The 24,493-nt window shown below is 43.0% G+C and carries 22 protein-coding genes and 5 tRNA genes; 18 read left to right on the plus strand and 9 right to left on the minus strand.

Annotated elements, in window-relative coordinates:
• Positions 1–22: 22 nt before the first annotated feature.
• Positions 23–1,489: a mannan-binding lectin gene (locus tag BET10_RS21670; protein WP_070983849.1), complete on the minus strand. Its 1,467-nt coding sequence runs from the start codon at positions 1,487–1,489 to the stop codon at positions 23–25.
• Positions 1,490–1,760: 271 nt separating this feature from the next.
• Between BET10_RS21670 and BET10_RS05040 the strand changes: the two genes are divergently transcribed.
• Both BET10_RS05040 and BET10_RS05045 read left to right on the plus strand, forming a co-directional pair.
• Positions 1,761–2,252 carry a hypothetical protein gene (locus tag BET10_RS05040; protein ID WP_070983850.1) on the plus strand — a complete coding sequence of 164 codons (492 nt, stop codon included), beginning with the start codon at positions 1,761–1,763 and terminating at the stop codon, positions 2,250–2,252.
• A 142-nt stretch (positions 2,253–2,394) separates the two neighbouring features.
• Positions 2,395–4,101 (plus strand): methyl-accepting chemotaxis protein, encoded by a 1,707-nt coding sequence (locus BET10_RS05045; protein ID WP_070983851.1) that lies wholly within the window; start codon positions 2,395–2,397, stop codon positions 4,099–4,101.
• A gap of 5 nt (positions 4,102–4,106) precedes the next feature.
• On the opposite strand, the gene fldB is transcribed toward BET10_RS05045, so the two are convergent.
• A complete protein-coding gene (gene fldB, locus BET10_RS05050; protein WP_070983852.1) occupies positions 4,107–4,628 on the minus strand; it encodes a flavodoxin FldB in 522 nt (173 codons plus the stop codon).
• Between the two features lie 80 nt (positions 4,629–4,708).
• Here fldB and xerD point away from each other — a divergent pair, with 80 nt between their 5' ends.
• The 10 genes from xerD (at position 4,709) to BET10_RS05100 (ending at position 12,188) form a co-directional block, all read left to right on the plus strand.
• Positions 4,709–5,635: a site-specific tyrosine recombinase XerD gene (gene xerD, locus BET10_RS05055; protein ID WP_070983853.1), complete on the plus strand. Its 927-nt coding sequence runs from the start codon at positions 4,709–4,711 to the stop codon at positions 5,633–5,635.
• Between the two features lie 62 nt (positions 5,636–5,697).
• Positions 5,698–6,435, plus strand: coding sequence for a bifunctional protein-disulfide isomerase/oxidoreductase DsbC (gene dsbC, locus BET10_RS05060; protein ID WP_070983854.1), 738 nt, complete (start codon positions 5,698–5,700; stop codon positions 6,433–6,435).
• Between the two features lie 78 nt (positions 6,436–6,513).
• Positions 6,514–8,244 carry a single-stranded-DNA-specific exonuclease RecJ gene (recJ, locus tag BET10_RS05065; protein ID WP_070983855.1) on the plus strand — a complete coding sequence of 577 codons (1,731 nt, stop codon included), beginning with the start codon at positions 6,514–6,516 and terminating at the stop codon, positions 8,242–8,244.
• 121 nt (positions 8,245–8,365) lie between these two features.
• A protein-coding gene (prfB, locus tag BET10_RS05070) for a peptide chain release factor 2 (RefSeq protein WP_096348928.1) occupies positions 8,366–9,464 on the plus strand; the annotation gives its coding sequence in 2 pieces (ribosomal slippage) (positions 8,366–8,440 and positions 8,442–9,464; 1,098 coding nt in all).
• A 27-nt stretch (positions 9,465–9,491) separates the two neighbouring features.
• On the plus strand, positions 9,492–11,033 hold the full coding sequence (gene lysS, locus BET10_RS05075; RefSeq protein WP_070983857.1) for a lysine--tRNA ligase: 1,542 nt from the start codon (positions 9,492–9,494) through the stop codon (positions 11,031–11,033).
• A gap of 209 nt (positions 11,034–11,242) precedes the next feature.
• Positions 11,243–11,335: transfer RNA gene (locus BET10_RS05080), tRNA-Ser, on the plus strand.
• A gap of 58 nt (positions 11,336–11,393) precedes the next feature.
• A tRNA-Arg gene (locus BET10_RS05085) sits at positions 11,394–11,470 on the plus strand.
• Positions 11,471–11,604: 134 nt separating this feature from the next.
• A tRNA-Arg gene (locus tag BET10_RS05090) sits at positions 11,605–11,681 on the plus strand.
• Between the two features lie 219 nt (positions 11,682–11,900).
• Positions 11,901–11,977 (plus strand) — tRNA-Arg (locus tag BET10_RS05095).
• A 134-nt stretch (positions 11,978–12,111) separates the two neighbouring features.
• Positions 12,112–12,188, plus strand: a tRNA-Arg gene (locus BET10_RS05100).
• A 493-nt stretch (positions 12,189–12,681) separates the two neighbouring features.
• Here BET10_RS05100 and BET10_RS05105 read toward each other — a convergent pair.
• Genes BET10_RS05105 through BET10_RS05115 form a run of 3 tightly spaced genes read right to left on the minus strand, consistent with a single transcriptional unit; the run spans position 12,682 to position 15,721 of the window.
• Entirely contained in the window at positions 12,682–13,659 is a 978-nt protein-coding gene (locus BET10_RS05105) for a Gfo/Idh/MocA family protein (RefSeq protein WP_070983858.1), read from the minus strand.
• A gap of 1 nt (position 13,660) precedes the next feature.
• A complete protein-coding gene (locus BET10_RS05110; RefSeq protein WP_070983859.1) occupies positions 13,661–15,247 on the minus strand; it encodes a GMC family oxidoreductase in 1,587 nt (528 codons plus the stop codon).
• Positions 15,248–15,259: 12 nt separating this feature from the next.
• Entirely contained in the window at positions 15,260–15,721 is a 462-nt protein-coding gene (locus tag BET10_RS05115; protein ID WP_070983860.1) for a hypothetical protein, read from the minus strand.
• A 651-nt stretch (positions 15,722–16,372) separates the two neighbouring features.
• Between BET10_RS05115 and BET10_RS05120 the strand changes: the two genes are divergently transcribed.
• Positions 16,373–17,518, plus strand: a complete 1,146-nt coding sequence (locus BET10_RS05120) for an exo-beta-N-acetylmuramidase NamZ family protein (protein WP_070983861.1) — start codon at positions 16,373–16,375, stop codon at positions 17,516–17,518.
• Here BET10_RS05120 and BET10_RS05125 read toward each other — a convergent pair.
• The gene (locus BET10_RS05125; protein ID WP_070983862.1) at positions 17,515–18,363 is read right to left on the minus strand and encodes a MurR/RpiR family transcriptional regulator; all 849 of its coding nucleotides are present in this window, start codon (positions 18,361–18,363) and stop codon (positions 17,515–17,517) included. The two genes, BET10_RS05120 and BET10_RS05125, sit on opposite strands and share 4 nt — an antisense overlap.
• Before the next feature lie 227 nt (positions 18,364–18,590).
• On the opposite strand from BET10_RS05125, the gene BET10_RS05130 reads away from it, so the two are divergent.
• The gene (locus BET10_RS05130; RefSeq protein ID WP_070983863.1) at positions 18,591–19,967 is read left to right on the plus strand and encodes a Na+/H+ antiporter NhaC family protein; all 1,377 of its coding nucleotides are present in this window, start codon (positions 18,591–18,593) and stop codon (positions 19,965–19,967) included.
• On the opposite strand, the gene BET10_RS05135 is transcribed toward BET10_RS05130, so the two are convergent.
• From BET10_RS05135 to BET10_RS05145, 3 genes are read right to left on the minus strand one after another with little or no spacing between them, the layout of a single operon-like run.
• Positions 19,964–20,554, minus strand: a complete 591-nt coding sequence (locus BET10_RS05135) for a DUF4035 domain-containing protein (RefSeq protein WP_070983864.1) — start codon at positions 20,552–20,554, stop codon at positions 19,964–19,966. The two genes, BET10_RS05130 and BET10_RS05135, sit on opposite strands and share 4 nt — an antisense overlap.
• On the minus strand, positions 20,547–21,089 hold the full coding sequence (locus tag BET10_RS05140; protein ID WP_070983865.1) for an RNA polymerase sigma factor: 543 nt from the start codon (positions 21,087–21,089) through the stop codon (positions 20,547–20,549). Before BET10_RS05140 ends, BET10_RS05135 begins: the two co-directional genes overlap by 8 nt.
• A gap of 37 nt (positions 21,090–21,126) precedes the next feature.
• Complete coding sequence (locus BET10_RS05145) at positions 21,127–21,759, minus strand: energy transducer TonB (protein ID WP_070983866.1); 633 nt, start codon at positions 21,757–21,759, stop codon at positions 21,127–21,129.
• Between the two features lie 128 nt (positions 21,760–21,887).
• Here BET10_RS05145 and BET10_RS05150 point away from each other — a divergent pair, with 128 nt between their 5' ends.
• The 4 genes from BET10_RS05150 (at position 21,888) to BET10_RS05165 (ending at position 24,493) form a co-directional block, all read left to right on the plus strand.
• The gene (locus BET10_RS05150; RefSeq protein ID WP_070983867.1) at positions 21,888–22,394 is read left to right on the plus strand and encodes a DUF3087 domain-containing protein; all 507 of its coding nucleotides are present in this window, start codon (positions 21,888–21,890) and stop codon (positions 22,392–22,394) included.
• Positions 22,395–22,509: 115 nt separating this feature from the next.
• On the plus strand, positions 22,510–23,136 hold the full coding sequence (locus BET10_RS05155) for a GTP cyclohydrolase II (RefSeq protein WP_070983868.1): 627 nt from the start codon (positions 22,510–22,512) through the stop codon (positions 23,134–23,136).
• Between the two features lie 95 nt (positions 23,137–23,231).
• The gene (locus BET10_RS05160) at positions 23,232–24,029 is read left to right on the plus strand and encodes a BPSS1780 family membrane protein (RefSeq protein ID WP_070983869.1); all 798 of its coding nucleotides are present in this window, start codon (positions 23,232–23,234) and stop codon (positions 24,027–24,029) included.
• Positions 24,029–24,493, plus strand: a complete 465-nt coding sequence (locus BET10_RS05165; RefSeq protein ID WP_070983870.1) for a regulatory protein RecX — start codon at positions 24,029–24,031, stop codon at positions 24,491–24,493. Before BET10_RS05160 ends, BET10_RS05165 begins: the two co-directional genes overlap by 1 nt.

The following is a 24,493-nucleotide window of genomic DNA, read 5'->3' on the forward strand; positions in this document are numbered from 1 at the left end:
TGGCTCAGGTGTATGGATTAAGTTATTTACAGCAACCGCACACTGACATGACGCCCTCTTCGGTCGTACTCCATTGACCATTCCATGTTAACCCGAGGTTTGGACATACACCTTTTGCATCAGAGGTACCGTCTTTACATTTTTTTACCGCATCTTGCTGGCTATATATTGGTCCAGCTTGAACATCAACGCACTGACCCATACCAACAACGATGTCGTCAAATATGTGGCTTAGCAACCCAGAGGTCGTGTTCTTATTTTTTACCGTGTCTGTACCTGCATATCCATGGCAGCCAAAACAGTTAGAAGCGAATCCGTCATTAGTTTTTGGGTTCGTATCAACCCATTGAAATGTGGTCTCAGCAACGGTGTTTGCTAAACGTAAAGAGCCTCGTTGATTGCTGACATCGCCATTGACACTGGAGTCTTTGGTGATATCGCTTACCCAAATGGCACCAACATTAAAGTAGTTTTTGAAAATGCTCATATCACCCGTTAACTGCTTATGAACACTGCTGTTCATCGATACAATATCGCTAACATTTTCTTCCGCTTTCCAGTCATCGGCAGCGGTGCCATGCGGATAGACGCGGCATATTTCAGTGGGCACGCCGGTAAGTGTCCCGTTTGGTGCTGCTTGGTTTAGACACTTAGACATTGATGTATTGTCTGAGTTTGCAAGGGCAGCTGAACATGACTCACTGATAAATGACCAGCCAGTATTGGTGGCGGGTTTGTTACAGTCAGGCGCATTTTTATTGTGTTCAAATGTTGCCCAGATAAACTCTGGATGATCGGGGGTTGCGATAGCAAAATGAAAGCCAATCAAACCAAGCGTGGTGTTGGCGGGCGCGCCTTGTGGGTTGTTCCACACAAGGTAGTCTGCTTGATTGTCTGTTTTAGTTAAGACTTTCCAAGCGGTTTTTAACTCAGTTGTGCCACCTGGGAAATTGGTTGCATTCTTTATTTTATCTGCATCATCACACATGTTGCGGCTAAAGCGCATATCGTAATAAACAATATTGCCGGCTTGATCGAAAATTACATCGCCACCACCTGCCTCACCATGAATGAAGCTACCGCTTTTGTCTAAGGCGTTTTTCAACGTCACGCCCGTAATTGTGTTGTCACATGAGTTCGCAGGCGCGCCATTCGCACCTAGCTCATAAAGAGGGTAGTCGCTGGTGTTTGAGAAGTTTCGATTTTCTGCGTTGTTTTCAGAGTCGGTTGAGGCGCTTTTGTAGGGAGACATCAAACTGATGAATGATTGCCATGTAAATTGATAAAAATCACAGAAGTCATTACCGTTATTTGGTACTTCTTCGGGAATACCTGGGTCACCTGAAAACCAGCTTGCTGGCGCGGTACAGCTAGTCGTTTGCGTTTGAGCACTAATGGCTTGCTTAGCTGGTAGTGCTAAGATCAAACCACAGCTAACAATTGGTAGATATCTTTGCCACGGGAATTTGGCATTGCTTTTATTTTTCATGACTCGCCCCTGAGAGTGTAAAAGTAAACAGCGATTTAAAGGATACTGCGTTACATAAAAGTACAAGAGGCTAGACTGCTGCAAAGACGCGACCTATAAATAGGTGATACACAAGCTTCCTTACCATCCATACAAACTGGATGACTGAAGTATAGTTAGAAAGCCAAAAAACAAAAATTACATCTTATTACAAATATGACGATCTAGATTAATTAAACAGTAATATATACCTTACTTACAGATAAAAGCATTAGAAGAAGGACAACAGGTAATGCATGCAAGCGTATTGGCTATTTTGGATTTTCTTGAGCATATAGGCATCCCGCATGAGGTATGCTCCATCGAGCAAAAAACGTTTTTACCAGGACTGAGGCTCAAACGGGGCGTGTTACAGATAGACGCAGAAAAGTTACTTTATCCCGGTGATATATTGCACGAAGCGGGGCACCTAGCTGTTTGTGAACCGACAGAAAGGCATATGATGAGTGATGATGTATATAAAAGTGGCCGCAATCAAAACTGGATGCAAGGAGAAGAAATGGCGGCGATTGCTTGGTCGGTCGCGGCAAGTAGATTTATTGGCTTACCACTTGACGTTGTTTTTCATCCCCATGGATACAAAGGGGCAAGTGATCATTTTATCAAGATATTTTCTGAAGGAGAGGCATTCGGTACACCCTTGTTGAAAGCGTGGGATATGGTTGACCCTGATTTGGGGTTTCCATTCATGAAATGCTGGCTAAGGGAGCTTTCGTGGTATTAGGCAAGTATGTACCTGAAGGTGTTATACACATCTTTGATATTTATTGATTTTTATTTTACTCGGATATAGGGTGGGACCATGCATTTTTCTTAACCTGAACTAAACTTATTAACTATTCAAGATACACTGGTGTGAAGCTCAGATGGCTATTCCCTATTTTGATAAGCTCAGTACACGTTTATTTGCACCTTTGGTCTTCATTTTCTTAGTTGTCCTGTTGGTGTTGCTTATCTACGTGCCAAGTATTACCAAACAACATACCATTGATAATGCAATTGCATCGGCAGAAAGTACCGTTAAGCAATATAAGGCAATTCGTGGGTACTATACCAAGAACATCATCAAAAAAATCACCAGTGGTAGCGAGTTTTCCCCACATTTTGAGCACAAAGATAACGCCAAACACATACCGCTGCCCGCGACATTTATTCATGATATCAGTGAAGAGTTTTCTGAAAAAGGAATAATCGCATTAAAGCTTTATAGTCCATACCCATTTCCAATTAGACAGAATAGGAAGTTAGACCAATTCGCTCAGCAAGCTTGGCAAAAGTTGAATGATAACCCGAAGCAGACTTTTAGCTCGGTGGAAGAAGTTGCGGGCAAAGAGGTTGTGCGCGTTGCACTTGCAGACACTATGGTGGCACAAGGGTGCGTAAATTGTCACAACAGTCACCCCCAAACACCTAGAACAGGTTGGAAGCTCAATGACGTTCGAGGGGTATTGGAAGTTCAAGTACCTATTGACGGTGTATTAGCTGGTGCGCGAAGTTTAAATCTAGTCATCGCAGGGATTGTGGTCGGTGCTTTGGTGGTTACCATTGGTATTTTGTTCTATTTGTTTAGAAGGTTAATTTCCAATCGCCTACGTAGTTTGCACAAGGCATTAGATGAGATTGTAGCCGGTGAGGGTAATCTTAGTCATCGACTTGAAGAACACCCGAAGGATGAGATTGGTGTGGTATCGGTGGCATTTAATGAGTTTATGAACAAGTTTTCTTTGGCGTTAACCAGTATCGCAAGCCAAGTCGAACAGTTATCTGGTGCAACGTTTGAGATGCAAGAGATAAGTAAAACCACAAACAGCGGAGCGAAAAAGCAACAACAGATAACTACACAAGTTGCAGATTCCATGACGGATATGTTGTCGTCTGTAGAAGATATGAACTCTATTGCACAAGTAACGGATGAAAACACTAGAGCAACACAACAAGAGGCTTCGCATGGACGCAGTATTGTTAAAGAAAGCTTCGAATCTGTTGAAGCGCTATCTCGTGTAATGGAAAACGTTGCTGATGTAGTGCGAAACCTAGAATCAGATAGTCAAAATATAGGTGGAGTACTGGATGTTATTAAAAACATCGCTGAGCAAACTAATTTACTCGCACTAAATGCCGCGATTGAAGCTGCTAGGGCTGGAGAGCAAGGCCGAGGTTTTGCGGTGGTTGCCGACGAAGTCAGAACGCTCGCGAGTCGAACACAAGAGTCCACAGAAGAAATTAACAATATGATCACGCAACTTCAGGCGGGCGCTAAAAATGCGGTGCAAAGTATTGAGAATGGTGATCAGAGCATTCAAATGAGTCAGCAAAAAGCTAACGAAACCAAAAACATGATTGAAAGCATCAGCAATTCAATCAATGAGATACAAAAGCAAAATGAGCAACTCACGCAAGCAGCTAGATTGCAAGGGCAAACCATCAAAGATATTAGCTCTAGCATTACCGAAATACACGAAACATCAAGTACGACTAATGCCAGTGCGAGTGAAATTCTGGCAGCTGCTGATGAAATCAATCAGGCTGTGAAACAAATTAATGAGCAGCTACATAGATTTACAGGCAGCTAATTAGGTTAAAGTGAGTCGCTATATTCGGTCATGATCTGAGTAATCCAAGTGGCGATACGGTCGTCACTTTTATCATATTGGCTGTCTTCATCAAGGGCTAACCCGACGAAATGTTTCCCATCTTCGGTAAGTGCTTTGGAGGCTTCGAATTCATAGTCGGCAGTGTTAGGCCAATAACCTAAAAACGTTACCCCTTGCGGCGCTATCTTGTCATGTAACATCCCAAGAGCGTCTTGAAACCACTGTCCGTAGCCCTGCTGATCGCCCATGCCAAATAGCGCGATGGTTTTGCCTGCTAAGTTAACTCCTTCGATATCGTCCCAGCATGATTCCCAGTCTTCTTGCAACTCACCAAAGTCCCAAGTGGAAATACCAAAAATCAAAAAGTCATACTGTTGGGCATTGACCAGTGGCTCGTCTTTGATGTTGTGTAATGACACAATATCCTCACCAATAATGTCTCTTATTTTTTCGGCCGCCATTTCGGTATAGCAGGTGGTTGAACCGTAAAATAACCCGATTTGCATAGTATTTATCACTTTTAGATTGACTGATATGATAGGCGCGAAGTCTACCTTATGACGCATTAAATTGATACAGGAAGCCTGTGAGCGAAAATATCTCAAGAAAGCCATTAAACGACGTCAATGCGCAAGCCATAGAATTGTTTTTGGACACTTTATACCTAGAGCAAGGGCTAAGCGAAAATACGCTAGCAGCTTATCGCAGTGACTTAGATAAGTTTGCTCAATTTATTCAATCAATAGATAACAACTGCTCACTGTTAAAAGTTCAAAGTTCAGATGTTGAAGCGTATTTGGCACATCGACATGATTTAGGGCTAAAATCGCGCAGTACCGCTAGGGCGATCAGTGCACTCAAACGGTTTTATTTATTTTTTTTACGCCAAAAAGAGATCACCGCTACGCCACTTTTGAATATTGCACAACCTAAAACAACACAAGCCTTACCTAAGACTCTAACAGAGCAAGAAGTAGAAGCTTTATTAGACGCACCCGATTTAGGTGATGCCATGGGGCTCAGAGACAAAGCCATGCTGGAACTTTTATATGCCACAGGACTGCGGGTAACGGAGTTAGTTGGCATGAGAATGGAGCAGATCAATTTACGCCAGGCTGTTGTGTTGGTAAAAGGCAAAGGAGGTAAAGAACGTTTAGTGCCAATGGGCGAAGAAGCATTGCACTATATCGAACAGTTTCTGAAGGTCGGTCGCCCTGAAATGGTTAAACATGCTACCGATTTTGTGTTTCCATCAAAACGCGGCACCGGTATGACACGTCAAACTTTTTGGCATCGTATTAAACACTATGCTATTTTGGCAAATGTAACGTCACCATTATCACCACACACGTTACGTCATGCATTTGCAACACATTTGTTGAATCATGGCGCTGATTTAAGAGTTGTACAGATGATGTTGGGGCATAGTGACTTATCGACGACACAGATTTATACACATGTTGCCAGTGAACGTTTAAAAACGCTTCATCAGCAGCATCATCCCAGAGCTTGATGGAATTTTATTTGAAATTGTCGGTCTACTGGGTGATTGGATAATAATTGAAAGAGCATAATATGAAAAAACTAATGTATGTAGCGGCAATGGCATGCTGCTTCTCAACCTTCGCCAACACAGCGCCAGAAGTCGTTCCTGCTGAGCAGAGCGTAAACTCTATTGAAGAAAGTTTTGCTAAATTAGGCGTAACGGTATCAAGCATAGAAGATAGCCCAATAGCGGGTTTGAAAACAGTGCTGACCGATAAAGGCGTGCTTTATGCCAGTATGGATGGTAAATATTTGATGCAAGGCAATCTCATTGATTTGGAAAACCGCATCAACGTAACCGATCAAGCACTAAGTGGTGTACGTAAAGAGGGCGTTGCACAATACGAAGATTCAATGATCGTTTACAAAGCTGAAAATGAAAAGCACCAGATCACGGTATTTACGGACATTACTTGTGGCTATTGCCGCAAGCTACACAGAGAGTTGGAAGACTATCTGTCAGCTGGAATTACAGTGAAATATTTAGCGTATCCACGTGGGGGCCTGCAGGGCTCTGGCTATGAAGATTTAAGAAATGTGTGGTGTGCAAAAGACGCAGCAAAAGCACTTACAGACGCTAAAGCTGGTCAAAAAGTTGCTAAAGTAGAAAACTGTAGTGCGCCGGTATCAGAACATTACCAGTTAGGTCAGAGCTTTGGTTTGTCAGGCACACCAGCGATTATTCTTGACGATGGCACGCTAATTCCAGGTTATCAACCTGCAGACTCGCTATCAAAAATGTTAGAAGAGAAAAGCACGAAGTCGTAATTGAGGGTATAATACCGTCAACGAGAAAAAGGCCGTCAGGCCTTTTTTATTGCTCCAAATTTAAGGTTTAGTTAGTTAATGAACACCCATATTCAAGTGCGTTCGCGCGTTGATGATAGTCATCTGCCAAACCAATTACACCCGGTAATCAAACAGATTTATGCCAGCCGAGGCGTGCAATCCACCCATGAATTGGACAACAGAACCAATACGCTGATTGATTTTCGTTTGTTAAAAGATATCGACAAAGCGTGCGATATTTTACAGACGGCATTACACAGCCAAGCGAGGATATTAATTGTTGGCGATTTTGATGCGGATGGCGCGACCAGTACCACGGTACTGATGGAAGGGTTAGCGCTGTTTGGCTATCAGCACGTAGATTATTTGGTACCGGATAGATTTAGCTTAGGATATGGCTTGAGCCCAGCTTTAGCAGAGCAAATTGTTCAGTTACAGCCAGAGCTGGTGATCACCGTTGATAATGGGATTTCTTGTATTGCTGGAATAGACATTGTTAAGCAAGCTGGCATTAGCGTGATAGTCACCGACCACCATTTACAAGGTGAACAGCTGCCAAATGCCGATGCAATAGTAAACCCAAATCAGCAAGGGTGTCAGTTTCCTTCAAAATCAATCGCAGGTGTCGGAGTGGCGTTTTATTTGCTGATGGCACTTCGCAGCACGTTGAGAGAGCAGGGGTATTTTGAAAGATTAGGGCAAACACCACCTAATCTAGCCGCTTTGCTAGATGTGGTAGCGCTTGGAACTGTGGCAGATGTGGTGGCACTGGATGCTAATAATCGAACCTTAGTTTATCAAGGTCTAGCGCGTATACGCAGTGGCCATACACGACCTGGGATTATGGCCCTGATAGAAGTTGCCAATCGAAATGCGGCGCGATTAACAGCCAGTGACTTTGGTTTTGCGTTAGCACCTCGGCTCAACGCTGCTGGTCGTCTTGATGATATGAGTTTGGGGATAGCCTGCTTGCTTTCTAAGGACTTACATCAGGCGCGGCGTATTGCAAGTGAACTAGATAGCCTCAATCATGAGCGACGTGAAATTGAACAAGGAATGCAACAAGAAGCGCAAGCCGTGTTAGAACGCTTGGTATTGAGTAGTCAAAATGTGCCAGATGCCGTGTGCTTATACCAACATGATTGGCACCAAGGGGTTATAGGTATTTTAGCTGGGCGCCTCAAAGAGCAATACCATCGTCCAACCGTTGTTTTTGCTCAGGGGGATAACGGCGAACTTAAGGGATCATGCCGCTCTATCGAAGGTGTGCACATGCGCGATGTGTTAGAGTCTCTGAATACCTGTTACCCTGGTCTCATCGAGAAGTTTGGCGGACATGCTATGGCAGCGGGTCTCACTATTAGTGAGGCAAACTTTGATCGCTTTAAGCAAGCCTTTGTACAAACCGTGAGCGAGAACTTGTCTGACGAGCACAAGCAAAGCGTACTATTAACTGACGGGGTGTTACCTACAGATTGTTTTACGATGGAATTTGCCCAGCTTCTACAGCAAGCGGGCCCTTGGGGACAGCATTTTCCAGAGCCTGTTTTCTGTGGTGAGTTTGAGCTGGTTCAACAGCGAATTGTAGGTGAAAAACATCTTAAATTGGTACTCAAACACCAATCAGGAAAGTTGGTTGATGCGATTGCCTTTAACGTTGATGTGCGCTCATGGCCTAATTCACAAGCTACGCATTCACAAGTGGCGTATCAGCTTGACATTAACGAGTTTCGAGGCAAGTTTTCATTACAGTTGATAGTACGAGAAATCAGCGCAATAACCTCATAAAGGCATTTATAGCCAGAGCAAACTTTGCTATTATGGCGTGTTTAATAATTGTCGCCTTGTAGTGCCATTACTGGCGTTGTGAACAAGTGCAGAAGATCGATAAATTTTTGGAGTAATATGCATGTTTGAAGTGAATCCTGTGATTAATCAAATCAAGGACATTCGCGAACGTACTGAGCTGCTTCGGGGGTACCTTTGACTACGCTCTTAAACAAGAGCGTTTAGAAGAGGTTAATGCAGAACTTGAAGATTCGGCGGTATGGAACGAGCCTGAAAAAGCACAAGCTTTAGGGCGTGAAAAGTCAGCGCTTGAGGAAGTCGTTGAAACCATAGATAACTTGGTTTCGGGTGCTGACGATGCGGAAGGTCTCGTCGAGCTTGCTGTTGAAGCCCAAGATGAGGAAACCTTTGAAGAAGCGCAACAAGAATTAGATACATTGTTGGCCTCTTTGGAAAAGCTTGAATTCCGTCGCATGTTTTCAGGTCCTCACGATAACAGCGATGCATATTTAGATTTACAGTCTGGTTCTGGCGGTACCGAAGCGCAAGATTGGTGTAACATGCTCCTGCGCATGTATTTGCGCTGGGGTGAAGCAAAAGGCTTTAAAGTTGAACTCGTTGAAGCAACAGACGGCGATGTGGCGGGTATCAAAGGTGCAACCGTGCGGTTTGTCGGCGAATACGCTTATGGTTGGTTGCGCACAGAAACGGGGGTTCACCGTTTAGTACGAAAAAGTCCTTTTGATTCAAGTGGACGTCGTCATACCTCTTTTGCTTCTGCTTTCGTATACCCAGAAGTTGACGATAATATCGAGATTGATATCAACCCAGCCGACTTACGCATTGACGTATATCGTGCTTCGGGTGCCGGTGGTCAGCACGTAAACACCACCGAGTCTGCGGTTCGTATTACCCACGTGCCAACAAATACTGTTGTACAGTGTCAGAACGAACGTTCGCAGCACAAAAACAAAGCGCAAGCGATGAAGCAGTTAAAAGCCAAATTATTTGAGCTGGAAATGCAAGCGCAAAATGCTGAAAAGCAGTCACAAGAAGACGCTAAGTCAGATATCGGCTGGGGTAGTCAAATACGTTCATACGTATTGGATGACTCACGTATCAAAGACTTACGTACTGGCGTTGAAAACCGTAATACGCAGGCCGTATTAGACGGTGATTTAGACAAATTTATCGAAGCTAGCCTGAAATCAGGCCTTTAATCAACAAGCTAAACTAAGAGCTAAAAAATGACAGATCAAATCCAAGACGAAAATAAACTCATTGCTGAGCGTCGTACCAAGTTGGATGCGATTCGCGAGAATTGCAGTGCCAATGGCCACCCTAACAGCTTCCGCCGTGAAGACTATACGGCTGATCTACAGGCTAAGCTTGGTGATAAATCGAAAGAAGAGTTGGTTGAATTAGATCACCAAGTTGCAGTTGCTGGCCGCATTTTAGCTAAACGTGGTCCATTCTTGGTTTTACAAGATATGAAAGGCCGTATTCAGGCATATGCTTCAAAAGATGTACAAAAAGATTTGAAAGAAAAATATGGCCAACTAGATATTGGCGATATTATTGGCGTTAAAGGCCCTGTACACAAATCTGGCAAAGGTGACTTGTACGTGGATATGGTTGAGTATGAACTACTGACCAAATCATTGCGTCCGCTGCCAGAGAAGTTCCATGGCTTAACAGATCAGGAAGCTAAGTATCGTCAGCGTTATGTTGATCTAATCACTAATATGGAAACCCGTGAAACCTTTAGAATTCGCTCTAAGGTAATCGAGGGCATTCGTCGTTTCTTAGCTGAACGTGACTTTATGGAAGTTGAAACACCGATGCTACAAGTTATTCCTGGTGGTGCTTCTGCGCGTCCTTTTGTAACGCATCATAACGCCTTAGACATCGATATGTACTTACGTATTGCGCCTGAGCTTTACCTTAAGCGTTTAGTTGTGGGTGGTTTTGACCGTGTATTTGAAATTAACCGTAACTTCAGAAATGAAGGGTTATCAACGCGTCACAACCCAGAGTTCACTATGATTGAATTCTACCAAGCGTATGCGGATTACAATGATCTAATGAACCTGACTGAAGACATGTTACGCACGGTTGCTCAGGATGTGCTTGGCACGACTACAGTTGTGAATACCACAAAGAATGCAGACGGCGAAGTGGTAGATACGATTGAATATGACTTTGGTCAACCATTCACGCGCCTATCAATGGCTGATGCTATCATCGAACACTCAGAAGCTGCAGCAGCACAGGCACATATCTTTAAAGACCCTGAAAACCACTTTGAAGAGTTGAAAGCGTTTGCTAAGCAAGTACACGTTAAAATACCGGAGAACTGTGTGTGGGGTGCGGGTAAGTTCTTGTGTGAGATCTTCGAAGAAGTGGCAGAGCACAAGCTTATTCAACCAACTTTTATCACTGAATATCCGTGGGAAGTATCTCCACTTGCGCGTCGCAACGATGAAAACCCATTCATCACTGACCGCTTTGAGTTCTTTGTCGGTGGCCGTGAACTTGCAAATGGTTTCTCTGAGCTTAATGACGCAGAAGATCAGGCGGCACGTTTTGCTCGCCAGGTTGAAGAGAAAGATGCAGGTGATGATGAAGCGATGCACTTTGATGAAGACTACATTCGCGCGCTTGAATATGGTTTACCACCAACAGCGGGCGAGGGTATTGGTATTGACCGCTTAGTGATGTTATTCACTGACTCACCAACAATTAAAGACGTTATCTTGTTCCCGCATATGCGCCCGCAAGCTGATTAATTTAATCTTTGCTAAAAAGCCGCTCAAAAGAGCGGCTTTTTTGTATTTTTACAGACGTTTGTTGTATTTTTGGTCGCAAAGTGCGGAAAAGTTAAACGTAGTCATATAAATGACTTAAAAGCTGCACATTCTATGAGCATACGGTTCACTTTTACCATAAAAGTGTTTGACTTATTTTCTCAAGCCTTTATTATACGCATCCACAAGACGGAGAGGTGGCCGAGTGGCTGAAGGCGCTCCCCTGCTAAGGGAGTATAGGGTTTGTAGCCCTATCGAGGGTTCGAATCCCTCCTTCTCCGCCATTTTTTATTAAATGGCTTCTTGTAATCGAAAAGTAACGATCAATAATACTTAAACAACGGACGCGTAGCTCAGCTGGATAGAGTACCTGGCTACGAACCAGGCGGTCGGAGGTTCGAATCCTCCCGCGTCCGCCACTTCTCTCAAGTGGTTAAATATAGAGAATTGTGATGCAGGCAGTAGGAGGTTCACTCTTACAAGATACGCCCCGCGTCCACCACTTCTCTCAAGTGGTTAAATATAGAGACATTGGAAAATGAAAATTCACGATGGACGCGTAGCTCAGCTGGATAGAGTACCTGGCTACGAACCAGGCGGTCGGAGGTTCGAATCCTCCCGCGTCCGCCACTTTATCTCAAGTGGTTAAATATAGAGAATTGCGATGCAGGCAGTAGGGGGTTCACTCTTACAAGATACGTCCCGTGTGCGCCACTTTATCTCAAGTGGTTAAATATAGAGAATTGCGATGCAGGCAGTAGGTGGTTCACTCTTACAAGATACGTCCCGCGTCCGCCACTTATCTCAAGTGGTTAAATATAGAGACATTGGAAAATGAAAAGTCACGACGGACGCGTAGCTCAGCTGGATAGAGTACCTGGCTACGAACCAGGCGGTCGGAGGTTCGAATCCTCCCGCGTCCGCCACTTCTCTCAAGTGGTTAAATATAGAGAATTGCGATGCAGGCAGTAGGAGGTTCACTCTTACAAGATACGTCCCGCGTCCGCCACTTCTCTCAAGTGGTTAAATATAGAGACATTGGAAAATGAAAATTCACGACGGACGCGTAGCTCAGCTGGATAGAGTACCTGGCTACGAACCAGGCGGTCGGAGGTTCGAATCCTCCCGCGTCCGCCACTTTATCTCAAGTGGTTAAATAGAGAGAATTGCGATGCAGGCAGTCGGAGGTTCACTCTTATAAAATATGTCCCGCGTCCGCCACTTCTCTAAAACAGAGTGAGCAATCAACCGACATGTTCTTAAAAGACAGTCGGTTTTTTTTGCCTGAAATTTGTGCCTGAAATTTGAGTCTGCTTAAAGCATGTGAAATGCTCGGAGGTTCACTCTTATAAAATATGTCCCGCGTCCGCCACTTCTCTAAAACAGAGTGAGCAATCAATCGGCATGTTCTTAAAAGACAGTCGGTTTTTTTGTGCCTGAAATTTATGAGCAGGAAATGCTTACTTATCGGCGTTAGAGGTTGGCTGCTGTAAAATACGTCCCTCTTCTATGGTGGTGAAGTGAGCAATTAACCAATAGGCATGACTAGGCTATTAGTTAATTGCTAGAGCGAAAGCAGAATTCCTGACTATGGAGTAATGTAGAGATTTCTATATTGCCCTATAGTGCTTTATATTGTGTTTAAGATTTTATCCATAACCCAAGATGTATGTAGTGCAGTTAGGCCCGTAGAAGGGTGTTCGAGTTCGCCTAAAAGGTCACTTTTGATATTCTCAACATGATGGATTTGAATGTGCTTAGGATATTCGTGTACAGTTTTTTCAGTACCATTTGGGGTGATAAGTGTCACTTCTGGGTCTTGGAAAATCGAAAAATGGATTTCTCCCTTGCTGCCGAAAATGACGACATTATCTTGTCTTGTAAAGCTGCCAAAATTCCACATAGCAGAACCTGTCGCACCGCTTTGGTGAACCCAACAAGCGCTCACAGAATCTAGTGCGCTGTACAGCGCTTGTTGATTGCTTCCGACCCCTTTAGCCTCTTTATAACCTCCGAGCAGATATCCAAATATATCGAGCCCATGACTGGCTAGGTCATCAAAATAGCCACCCGGAGCAATATTTTTATCGGTTCTCCAGTTATACGTGTCAGACAAATCTACATCATATACGGGACGACTATAGTTCCAAGATACATGACGAACGTCTCCGATAGCACCTTGGTCAATGTACTCTTTTACTTTATTGAAAAGTGGCAGTGAACGCCGATAGTAAGCCGTAAACAGAGGGAGGTCACGTTCTTCAAATGCTTGGCAAATTTCTAAGCTTTCTTGATAGCTTGGCGATAAAGGCTTTTCTATACAACAGATTTTCCCTGCTTGAGCGACTTTTAATGCATAGTACAAGTGGCTATCTGGCGGAGTTGCGATATAAACAGCATCGATGTTTTGATCGTTAATCAACTCCTCTGCGTCTTTATGAACATGTGGAACGTTATGTCTTTGTGCATAGTCAATAGCAAGTTGATGATCTCTTCTCATCACGCTGAACACATCAAACCCTTCAACTTGCTGGTATGCAGGAAGGCTTTTTACTTCAGTTACGCTACCGCAGCCAATGACTCCCCAGCGTATTATTCTATTTTTCATACTATTTTTCCTTAATTAGTGAGCTTAATTTCTCGCTAAGCCTTATAGATAGTGCCGCAACGGTCAAAGTTGGGTTTACGGATGATGAGCTGGGAAACACAGCGCCACCTGCTACCGTAAGGTTACTATGATCATGGCTAAAGCAATCAGCGTTAACGACGGATGTTTTAGGGTCGTCTCCCATTATCGTGGTGCCAAGCATATGTGCGTTAGAGGCTAAGTTAACGTTGATTTTGGTGTCAGTAGCACCTAACAACTTACCAAGCTGTTGGTATACTTTGACACTGTGCTCAGCACTTTTGATGACATATTCTTCAACATCCCATGTCACTTCTGGGTAGGGTAAGCCTAACGCATCAAACTTTGTGCTACTTAATGTCACTTTGTTGTCTATCGATGGTAGTTGCTCATGTTGGGTATGAGAACCTATTCTACGAATCGTTTTGTGTTTTAGTTGGGCTTTAAAGTCTTTGTTCAGCAGTAGATCACCTATCATTTCAGTCGCGATAATCTCACTGAAGTTGCCATTGCCGATAGCCAGCTTTTTAGCGGCATAGTCTTTTCTAAAGTCACCATCCATGAAATCTGTAATTGCGGAAATCCCCACAGGGCCTCGTCCCGAGTATACGGGCTCTTCAATATCAAATGTCGCGTGAACTGTTGGGTGGTCCATTAAGTTTTTACCAACGAGTCCACTACTGTTAGCGATCCCCTTTGGGCTATGTACTGTTTTTGATAAGAGCAGTATTTTAGCTGACTCGATTGCATTGGCTGCCAATATAAAATATTTACCTTTAACACTGACATCTTTGCCGTCTGGTGTTCTATAAATAACGTTTGTTATTTCCCCTTTTTGATTATCCTCTAGGCGGTGTACGACTGCGTTTTCTATTAACTCAACGCCACTTTTTATCGCCTTTTCTAGTGTATGCATTGCACTATACTGTGCACCGATAGGGCAAATAGGGATACAGTTGTTGCTTCCACAACAGCTTGGCCTTTTGTCATAAGGCTGAGTGTTTCGTGCTGCAGGTTCCGCTTGAAGGTTGAGGTTGGCACTCGCAATTTTATCTTTAATAAAGCTATCCATGTAAGAGAGTGGCACCGGTGGAAGAGGATATGGTGCACTTCTCCATTGCTTTAGCTGTTTGATCTCTTCACCTGAGATCCCCATTTCTCGTTCGGCCAATACGTAGTAGGGTTCTAAATCTTGATAATCAATCCCCCAATCTCGGCCAACACCAAAGTTACTCTTTAACTTAAAATCTGATGGTAAAAAGCGCCACGAAGCCCCTCCCCAATGCCAAGTTGTGCCACCAACTGTTCTGATGTAACTTGTATCATATTGTCTTTTTTGAGAGCTTGGGTAGTCTTTTAATAAAACAGGATCTGGATGTGGTGCGTGGGGCAACAGGGGGTATGGCGACATTGAGTCATCGCGACCAGAGCGAAGTTGATTTAACACCAAGTCTGCTCGTTGTAACGTGTGTCCAGCATCGAGTACAGCAACCTTGAGGCCTTTTTTGACCAGCTCGTTTGCACATATGCTGCCAGCAACGCCTGAACCTACTATAACTACATCATACATAAATAATATCCTTTATACTGCCGTAGGAGGTTTTTGCCAAAAACCAGTTTGGCCACCACAATAAGCTTTAAAATTGTGTGTTTCTGCATTTGCTCTTCTCGCGATGGATGGATCTGAGCTATAGACTTTACATCTATCATTTAAAGTCGTGTTTAAGTAAAACGAAACGGCAATTTTGTTGACAAGGCTTTTAAATTTTGGCGTTTTTTTAATAACAGCCTTAGCGTGCACTTTCTCTCGTCTAAAAAGGTTATTCATTTGGGAAGTTAACTCGAGTTCCTGTTCAGAAAGCTCATCGAATATCCTATCTTTTTCGCCTCGACTGTCATTTAAATGTAAGTAATGTAGTAGTGATTCAAACTCTTCTCGGCTTTTATTAAAGCTAGTGCTTAAATAACTTCCTGCCGAAGAATATACTGGTGTTAGTAATAAGCAGCTTACTCCTAAGCAGCTTATAAAGCTTCGCCTGTCCATCAATCTTCCTTTTGTAAAATGATCTATAAATAATTTTATCTTTCAAATGACAGCGTTGTCAATCTGATAACCCACAAGAAATATCAATATGAAATTTTATTTAAAAATAGTGGGTTAAATTTGGTTTTGTTTTTGAAGAAGAAGGGAGGTGTGTATGTGGAATGTTGAGAGTTGTTCTTTTTTATCATTCATATAAATCAGTCTTTTTATAGTGGATACGGGGCTAATGAGTGGTATTTTAAAATAAATTTATAAATGTTTTTTAATTTGGGTGTCAGTTTTCTACTTTACTTTTTTATAAAAATTATTTCTAAATTTCACTAGCGAACTGTAGCCAGAGGTATGCTTATTTTCTGTGGTAGTTTAGTTGTGTTGCATTAGGAGGGCGATTGCCTTACTTGAATATACCGGAAAAATATTTCGTTTCTAGTACCAAGCGACAATTATATTTTGGTTTCTGTCACTCTGCAGATGGTTATAGTCCACATTCATATATAGATTGGTAGGATCGGTTAAACAATGAAGCGTGTTGGCTTTCTAATACGAGAGTGAGCACAGATGAAGTCATAATTTTATTTACCCGTCTAAATTGAGATTGCATCATCTGTGTATTTCTCCCATCATGAGGCAAACTTTCTAGGCTTTCAGATTATGCGTTGTTTTATTGTTTTGATACTTCTGTGTGTTTCAGCTTCGTCACAAGCTTTACAAGTTGGCGCTGAGCGATACAGTCACTACCTTCCTTTGTTAAAGGGCCAGCGTGTCGCTTTGGTGGTGAACCAAACGGCGCAAACTCAAGATGGACACTTACTCGATAGCTTACTCGCCAAAGGGGTCGATGTTCGCAAGGTCTTTGCACCTGAACATGGTTTTAGGGGGGACCATGATGCGGGAGCAAAAGTGGACTCAGGAAAAGACGCTAAAACAGGGCTACCCATAGTATCTTTATACGGTAAAAATAAAAAACCAAGCACAGAGGCGTTGCAAGATATCGATACGGTTGTGTTTGATATTCAGGATGTGGGGGTACGATTTTATACTTACATCAGCACCATGCATTACGTGATGGAAGCCTCTGCTGAGCATGACAAGCAGCTATTGATACTGGATAGACCTAATCCAAACATTGCTTATGTGGATGGACCTGTGCTTGAGGCAAAGTTCCGCTCGTTCGTAGGTATGCATCCAATTCCCGTTTTACATGGTATGACGGTCGGGGAGTTGGCAAAAATGATTTATGGAGAAGGCTGGCTAAAAACGAGTCGAGCACTTGATCTTAAAGTGATTTCCATCGCTGATTACAATGCTAGTATGGGGTATGAACTGCCGATTAAGCCCAGTCCAAATTTACCAAATGCGCAGGCCATTGCTTTATATCCGTCGCTGTGCTTTTTTGAAGCAACCCCTGTTTCAGTTGGGCGTGGTACGCCAATGCCGTTTCAGATATTTGGGCATGATAGCGTCAGATTAGGTACTTTTAGCTTTGCTCCAAAGCCTGTGATTGGTGCAGCGGCTAACCCTAAACTCAATGGCAAAACGGTCTATGGTAAGGACCTGCGTCAAGTACGCAGCAATGGGTTGAATTTGAACTGGTTTTTAGATGCATATAAGGCATTCTACGTAAAAAATGAGCCATTTTTTACGCATGCTGAGTTTATGGATAAGTTGGCTGGTACGGATAAACTACGCTTGGCAATCGAAGCTAAGCAATCTGTCGCACAGATCAAAAGTGGTTGGCAGGCTGACTTAGAAGCGTTTAAGCTTTTGCGTCAGCCCTATTTAATATACAAGCGTTAGCTGTGGCGGATATCGTACATATGCTCATTTGCCCGTTCAGCCCGCTTTTGCCATCGTAGATTTGACTGGGTTAGCGCGACAAATAGCACATCAATCAAATAGCTTTGTGAGACTCGAGTCAACATAGATGCATGTCTTACGGGCTCTTCACCTGTGACGTTATATAGATTAATGGATGCCATATCATGAAGTGGATTAACACCATAGCGTGATAGGCACAATATTGGGCAGTTGTTGTTCTTAGCTTGCCTAGCAACTCTAAGCACAGATTTACTTTGTCCTGAATCACTAATGGCGATTAGTAGGTCATCTTTACCCATAGTTGCAATGTAACTAGCCGCTGAAAGTTCATCTGTCTGTGCAATGGCCGGTAATCCTAATTTTTGCAATTTTAAAGCGAAGTCCTGGGCCATAGTAAAGCTACCACCAACCGCACAAAGTAGAATTCTTTTTGCTGATTTGATGGCACTAATAGCTGCTTCAAATTGTTCAACATCATTCAGCTTATTCGTTTCACTCAAAACTCCTTGCTGATGTGTTAGCAGTTTTTGTGCGATTAAATCTATGGAGTCTGCATGAGTAATATGTGAATGAGCCGGCTCAGGCTGACCTGCTTGTAAGTTTAAATCGTCTATAACTGCAAGTTTGAAGGCCGGAAAGCCCTTGTAGCCTAGTTTTTGGGCAAATTTCACGACGCTGGATTGGCTTACTCCGGCCTGCCTGGCTAGTTCTACGGATGATAAGGAGCGAATTTTTGCACCTGAGCTAAGTGTGAAATCAGCCAACTTCGCTTCACTGCTAGAAAGGCTGGGCTTGAGTGCCTTTATTTTTACAAATGTCGACATTTCGATACTTCTTAGTTACTGAGTTGTATTCATTATAGGTTCAAATGAATGTCAGTGATAGTCGATGAAATAACTATTGTGTTTTTATCATGTTTTCTTGGTTGTTTTAGGGACAAATGTTGCCAAGGTGAAGGCAAAGATGGTAAAAGCCTTGTTTTTAATAGGGAACCCTTTAAGCTACTAAGCCTTAATAATAATGACTAAAATGCTCTGCTGTAAGGGAATGTATGACCTGGTACTCAATTTTACCACCATTGATCGCAATTCTAGTGGTGTTTTGGCGTAAAGAAGTGATCCTTGCATTGCTACTAGCGCTGATTTCCTCTGAATTTTTGTTGCTTATGCAACATGAAACGAGTCAACTTTTAATGACGCCTGTAAACAGTATTGAACGTATAGTTGACGTTGTTACCTCTGCTGGCAACAGCCGTATCCTATTATTCAGTCTTATTATCGGGGCGTTACTCGCGTATATAAGAGAGTCTGGTGGTGTAGCCGCAACCGTTAACATATTGATGAATAAAGGTGTTGCTAAGAGTAAGCGGCAGGTTGGACTATTGACAATGTTTACCGGCACTGCAGTATTTATTGAGTCGAACATGAGCGTGTTAACATCAGGTATCGTCTCACGAGGATTATTTGATAAATTCAAGATGAGCCGAGCACGTCTGGCTTATATTATCGATAGTACCAGTGCGCCTGTGTGTATTTTGGTGTTGCTCAATGGCTGGGGCGCATATGTACTTGGCTTATTGAGTAACTATGAGCTAGAGCAGTCTGCGGTTAGCATTTTATGGAGCAGTGTTGCTTTTAACTTTTACGCTATTATTGCCTTACTTATTGTTTTATATACGATTGTGTTTGATAAAGTACATGGGCCTATGAAACATGCAGAGCTACAACTTGAAAAGCAACAGGTAGAGCTTGATGTTGGACCAAAGGCGAGCAAAGCACGTTTTATGTTGTTACCTTTACTTACCCTTATCGTGTCTATGGTCGGGTTCATGTTCTGGACAGGAGATGGCGTACTGGCCAATGGCAGTGGCTCTAAATCCGTTTTATATGCAACAGTGCTAGCTACAGCATTGGCATACTTGTTATTACTCAGTGCAAAACATTTTAGCCATCACGAATTGGTAGAAGTTGGTTTTAAAGGCATGGGCGAGTTACTTCCATTAGTGACCATTGTACTTCTGTCACTCACACTAGGTGCAAGTCTAAAAGAGTTGGGGACAGGTGTGTTTGTGGCGTCTTTAGTCGGTGACTATTTGCCAATTTACTTTATTGTACCAGTGCTGTTTTTAGCGGGGGCTATCATGTCATTCACCACCGGTACGTCTTGGGGAACCTTTGCCATACTGATCCCGATAGGTGTCCCTTTAATTCAAGCGCTTGGACTGCCACCAGCCTTGGTACTCGGTGCCATTCTAAGTGGTGGTATTTTTGGTGATCATTGCTCGCCTATTTCAGATACCAGTGCGGTGTCTGCACTGGCATCGGGCTGTGACTTATTGACGCATGTTAAAACTCAATTGCCTTACGCCTTGGTTGGCGGTGGGCTATCTTTGCTGTGTTTCTTTGTCGCTAGTGTCATCATGATCTAACTACAAGTGGTTGAATCACTATTCTCAAGGGCTGATAGGCTGACTAGCTGCCCTTGGGGGTTTCTTTTAAAAGCCAATAAAGTACCGATCTGATTAGCTTGATAATCACTTCGTTGAGTGAGCTGCGCGACGAGTTCCGTGCTTATTTCTAGTAAAGTTTGTTGCTGGCAGTCGGCAATAAACCAAGTATCCCCTTGTTTTTCTATTAATTTACCATGTGTTGCATACGCTTGATTTAGATTGCTTTTTGCGACTTGCATCTCATTATCTAACTGTTGTTTTTGTAATATCAAAGAGCGCTTGTATTGACCCGCGTGCAGTGTATGTTTCTCAACTCGTTGGTACTGTTCAAAGTCCAGCGTATATAGCGGTTGTTGGGTCACCTGAGATTCAGTAAATACTAAATATGCGAGAAATACAGCTGCAAGGCTGGCAAACGTCCATTGTACTCGTGGCCATACAGGCTTCACTTTTTGTGATGTACACTGTGTTTTCAACTGATTTATTTGCGCTCGACTGAGTCTGTTTTGCTGCTTTTGTTTGCTAAACTCAGCCCTCAGCTGGTTATCAAATTGCTCATCATTCATGAGTCTCTCCAATTGCACTTTTGAGCTGTTGTTTTGCGTACCGTAGCCGAGTTTTTATGGTCTCTCTATTGCTATGGGTGATGTCAGCAATTTCTTGCAACGAAAAGCCTTCCAACTGCAATGACAGTGCCTCTTTTTGCAAAAAGGGTAATTGTTTGATTGCCTGATTTAACGAAATGCTTTCTTGGCTAATCGCAATCGATTCTAACGAATTTATATCGTCTATACAGGTAAAGCGTTGCTGTTTTCTCAGCTCATCTATCAAGGCGTTACGGGCCACGGTAAACAGCCACGCTTTAGGTGACTGTTGTTGATGGTATAGATGCTTCTTTTCCATAGTATTCAGCCATGTTTTTTGGCATAAATCTTGGGCCAAAGTAGCGTTGCTTTGACTACATAAAAAGTAATACAAATCCTGGCTATAGCTATCAATAAGTTGTTCCAAGTATTTACTGTCACCGCTTTGTTTGTAGGCATAGAGCGCATCATCTACTACTTCATTATTGTAAAACCACGACTTTAGAGCTATCAGCATAGGCACTCTCTTAGGGGGAGTGTCCCCCAACTAAAAACTACTGAGCGAGTTTGAACTCTAACACAACGCTTTGGTTATTTTGTATAACCGCCTGACCATTTTCGATTTTAGGGCGGTACTTCCAGCGTTTGAGTGCAGCGACGGCGGCACGATCGAAGGTGCGTTTAGGTTCGGCATCTATCACGTTAATGTCAATCACTTCACCGGAAGTTGAGATAGCAAAACTTAATTGTACCCAGCCTTCAATACCATCTCGTGCTGCATGTATGGGGTACTTAGGCTCACTTCTAACAATTGGCGTCGCGCCTTGCCCTCGTTCACCAAATGTTGGCCCCGCAATTTTTATCTGAGTAGTTGATACTTCAGGGGCAAATGGTATACCTGTCGTCAGTGTTGGCTCTGAGCTTGGCTCTGCTACCGAGCGCACAGGAGGTGGCTGCATTTTTGGCGGTTCAGGTAGCTTTTCGATTTCCTGAACGGGTGTGTCCTCTTTCAGTTGTGGCAACTCTACGATTTCGGTAGGTGTTGCTTGAGGTACACGAATATTATCTTGTGTTATTAAACTGTGCATGAAAACAAACGCTGCTCCGGTCATCAATACGCCGCCAGCAATAGCAGAAGCTAGCTTGGTGTAGTTCATGTTGTTTTGTTGGTATTCGATGGCTTGCATAATGGCACCCCTTTATGTGTTTCTTTTTCTAATACAACGGTTCAGCTTTCCAAAAGGGGTGGATATTTTTAAAATTTTTTTTGCGCGCAGATCGCGATACAATGTCGGCCTGTTTTTTAGAGGTGACTATGCAGTTACAAAAAATTGATAAGGCGCGTTATCGCAGCCATCTGAACAAAGTGATATTCGCATGTATTATTTGCTTAACAGCGGGTAGTTTGGGAATTTCACAAACTTTGATTGTACTATTTCCAGATCAAGACGGTAGCCACTTTCACTGGAACTTACTAGGCGTGGTGACAAGTGCGCTGGTTATTGGTTGGTTGCTGAATAAATTTCGCGCTCACCCATTTATGTATGAGGTGGTTTATGTGTGGGATCTCAAACAAGCACTCAACCGAGTGACCCGTAAAATGCCTAAACTTAAAAAAGCAGCGCAACAGGGCGATGTGGATGCAATGTTAGCGATGCAATTTAGTTATAGCGGTTCAAAGCAATTGTGGGAGCTAGATGACAACACCATTACTTTAGAAGATTTGGGTCTTTGGCAGGCTGAATTAGACACATTGGCTGCCAAGTATCAGGTCACTTTGGATATTCAACAATATGATGAAGCTATACTGAAGAAGTTTTAGGTGGTGATATGAGGTAGTGGTGCTTGTTTTTCTAGATTTAGACACCATATCTATGTCATCAATACAATAATGTGATATTATAACACTTATCTATTTTTAAGGTCTTAATTAAGTCGTGGCAGAAGTAAGAGCAAGAGTTCAGTTAAACGTAGGGCAACACAGTCATATTCCTGCAGAGATAGTTTCTTTTAGTGGCCTTAAAGATGGTCAGGAACATGTTGCGCTGATTTTTAACAAGGCGGATACTACACAGGCAACGCCGTTAATTCGAATGCACTCGGAGTGTTTAACTGGAGATGTGTTTCATTCATCCCGTTGTGATTGTGGTGAACAGCTCAACGAATGTATTGAAAGTATGCATCAGCAAGGCGGTGTGCTACTTTATTTACGTCAAGAGGGCCGAGGTATTGGTCTTTACAATAAAATTGATGCCTATGTATTACAATCGCAAGGTATGAATACCTACGAAGCAAACAATCATCTTGGCTTTGCTGATGATTTAAGAGATTTTTCAGACGCGGTATTGATGCTCAATGCACTGGGGTTGAGCAAAGTTAAGTTAATGACCAACAACCCAAACAAACTCAATGCGCTGCGCGATGCGGGTATAGAAGTTGAGGCAGTTGTAGGTACTCAAGCGCATATAAAGGCGGGCCATGTAGGTAACCGCAGCTATTTAGAAACCAAAGTAAAGCATGGTTCACATATGTTGGACATAAAAAAGATTTCTAAACCCGAATAGATCTGGTGATAAGGTGTTTTTAAAGTGCGACCTGTTGGTCGCATTTTGCGTTCTAATAGGTATAATCACAGGGTTTTTACAAGCATAGAGTTAACATGTCAGCCAAGTTTAAAGTGTTTAAAGCAGCGATGGGCGTCCAGTGGCTAAAAGCCGGATGGGAAATTTTCAAAATGCAGCCCATGACATTTATTATGATGTATGTATTTATGGTCGCGGTTGCATTGAGCCCGTTGGTGGCTCCTCCGCTGCAATTGCTTGCTGCATTTGCAGCGCCGTTTCTTACAGCGGGGTTTTACATGGCTGTGTTGAGTAAACAGCGCGGACAAGCCATTTCTCTAGCCAGCATACTCGCTGCATTTTCTGCAAAAGGGCGGCGTCTACATTTGTTTCGCTTAGGGCTTTATCAGTTAGGTGTGGTGATCCTGTTAACGTGGGGAGCCGGCATTTTATTTGAAGAGGCTCTGAGCATGATGCAAAATGCCTCTCCTGATCAAGCGCCTGAAGTATTGATTAGTAATATATTGGCAACCATCTCAATAACAGATGTCATGTTGTTTTTTGTCGCACACTCAATAAATATCATGGCGTTTGCTTATGCTTTGCCCATCGTATTTTTTCAAGGTGAGACACGCATTACCAAGGCATTGGGATTGTCGTTGAAAGTGTTTTACTCGAACATGGCCTCGCTCGGTGTTTACGGGTTACTTATTGCGTTACTGGTTTTGGCGTCTATGCCACTGAGCATGATCCCACTGTTGGTGGTGATGCCCATCGCTTACATCAGCTTTTTTGTTACTTATCAGGCTATTTTTATCGACCAGCAAGATAATTCAGGCGAGTCTAAACAAAATGTTAAGCATCAATCGGAAGATTCAGGGCGCTTTGACGCATAATGGATGAACAAGAAAAGCAAAAATTAAAAAATTATGTACTTTGGCTGCTAGGCAGACAAGAGTACTCAAAAAAAATGCTCACACAAAAGCTCCAAGCCAAAGGTGCCGATGATGCGTTTATAGAAAAGTTACTCGCTTGGTGCGAATCACTTGGATATATAGATGAAAATCGGTATTGTGAGAGCTTTTTAAGAACACAGATAAATAAAGGCTTGGGTCTTAAAAGGGTACTAAGCGACGCGGGGAACAAGGGGGTTGATCGAGCCCGTTTGATGCAACTAGTTGAAACTCAGGAAGTAGACTGGTTTGAACTGGCGCAGCAAGCATATGCTAGGAAATATGCTACAACCCCAGAAAAACTCGATTATAAAGAAAAAGCAAAGCGCATACGTTACATGATGTACCGTGGCTTTAGCTATGAAGAAATAGATTTTGCAATGCAAGCAGCAACAATGGGTGAATAA

It is taken from the genome of Pseudoalteromonas amylolytica, from assembly GCF_001854605.1.
GTDB classification, from domain to species: domain Bacteria; phylum Pseudomonadota; class Gammaproteobacteria; order Enterobacterales; family Alteromonadaceae; genus Pseudoalteromonas; species Pseudoalteromonas amylolytica.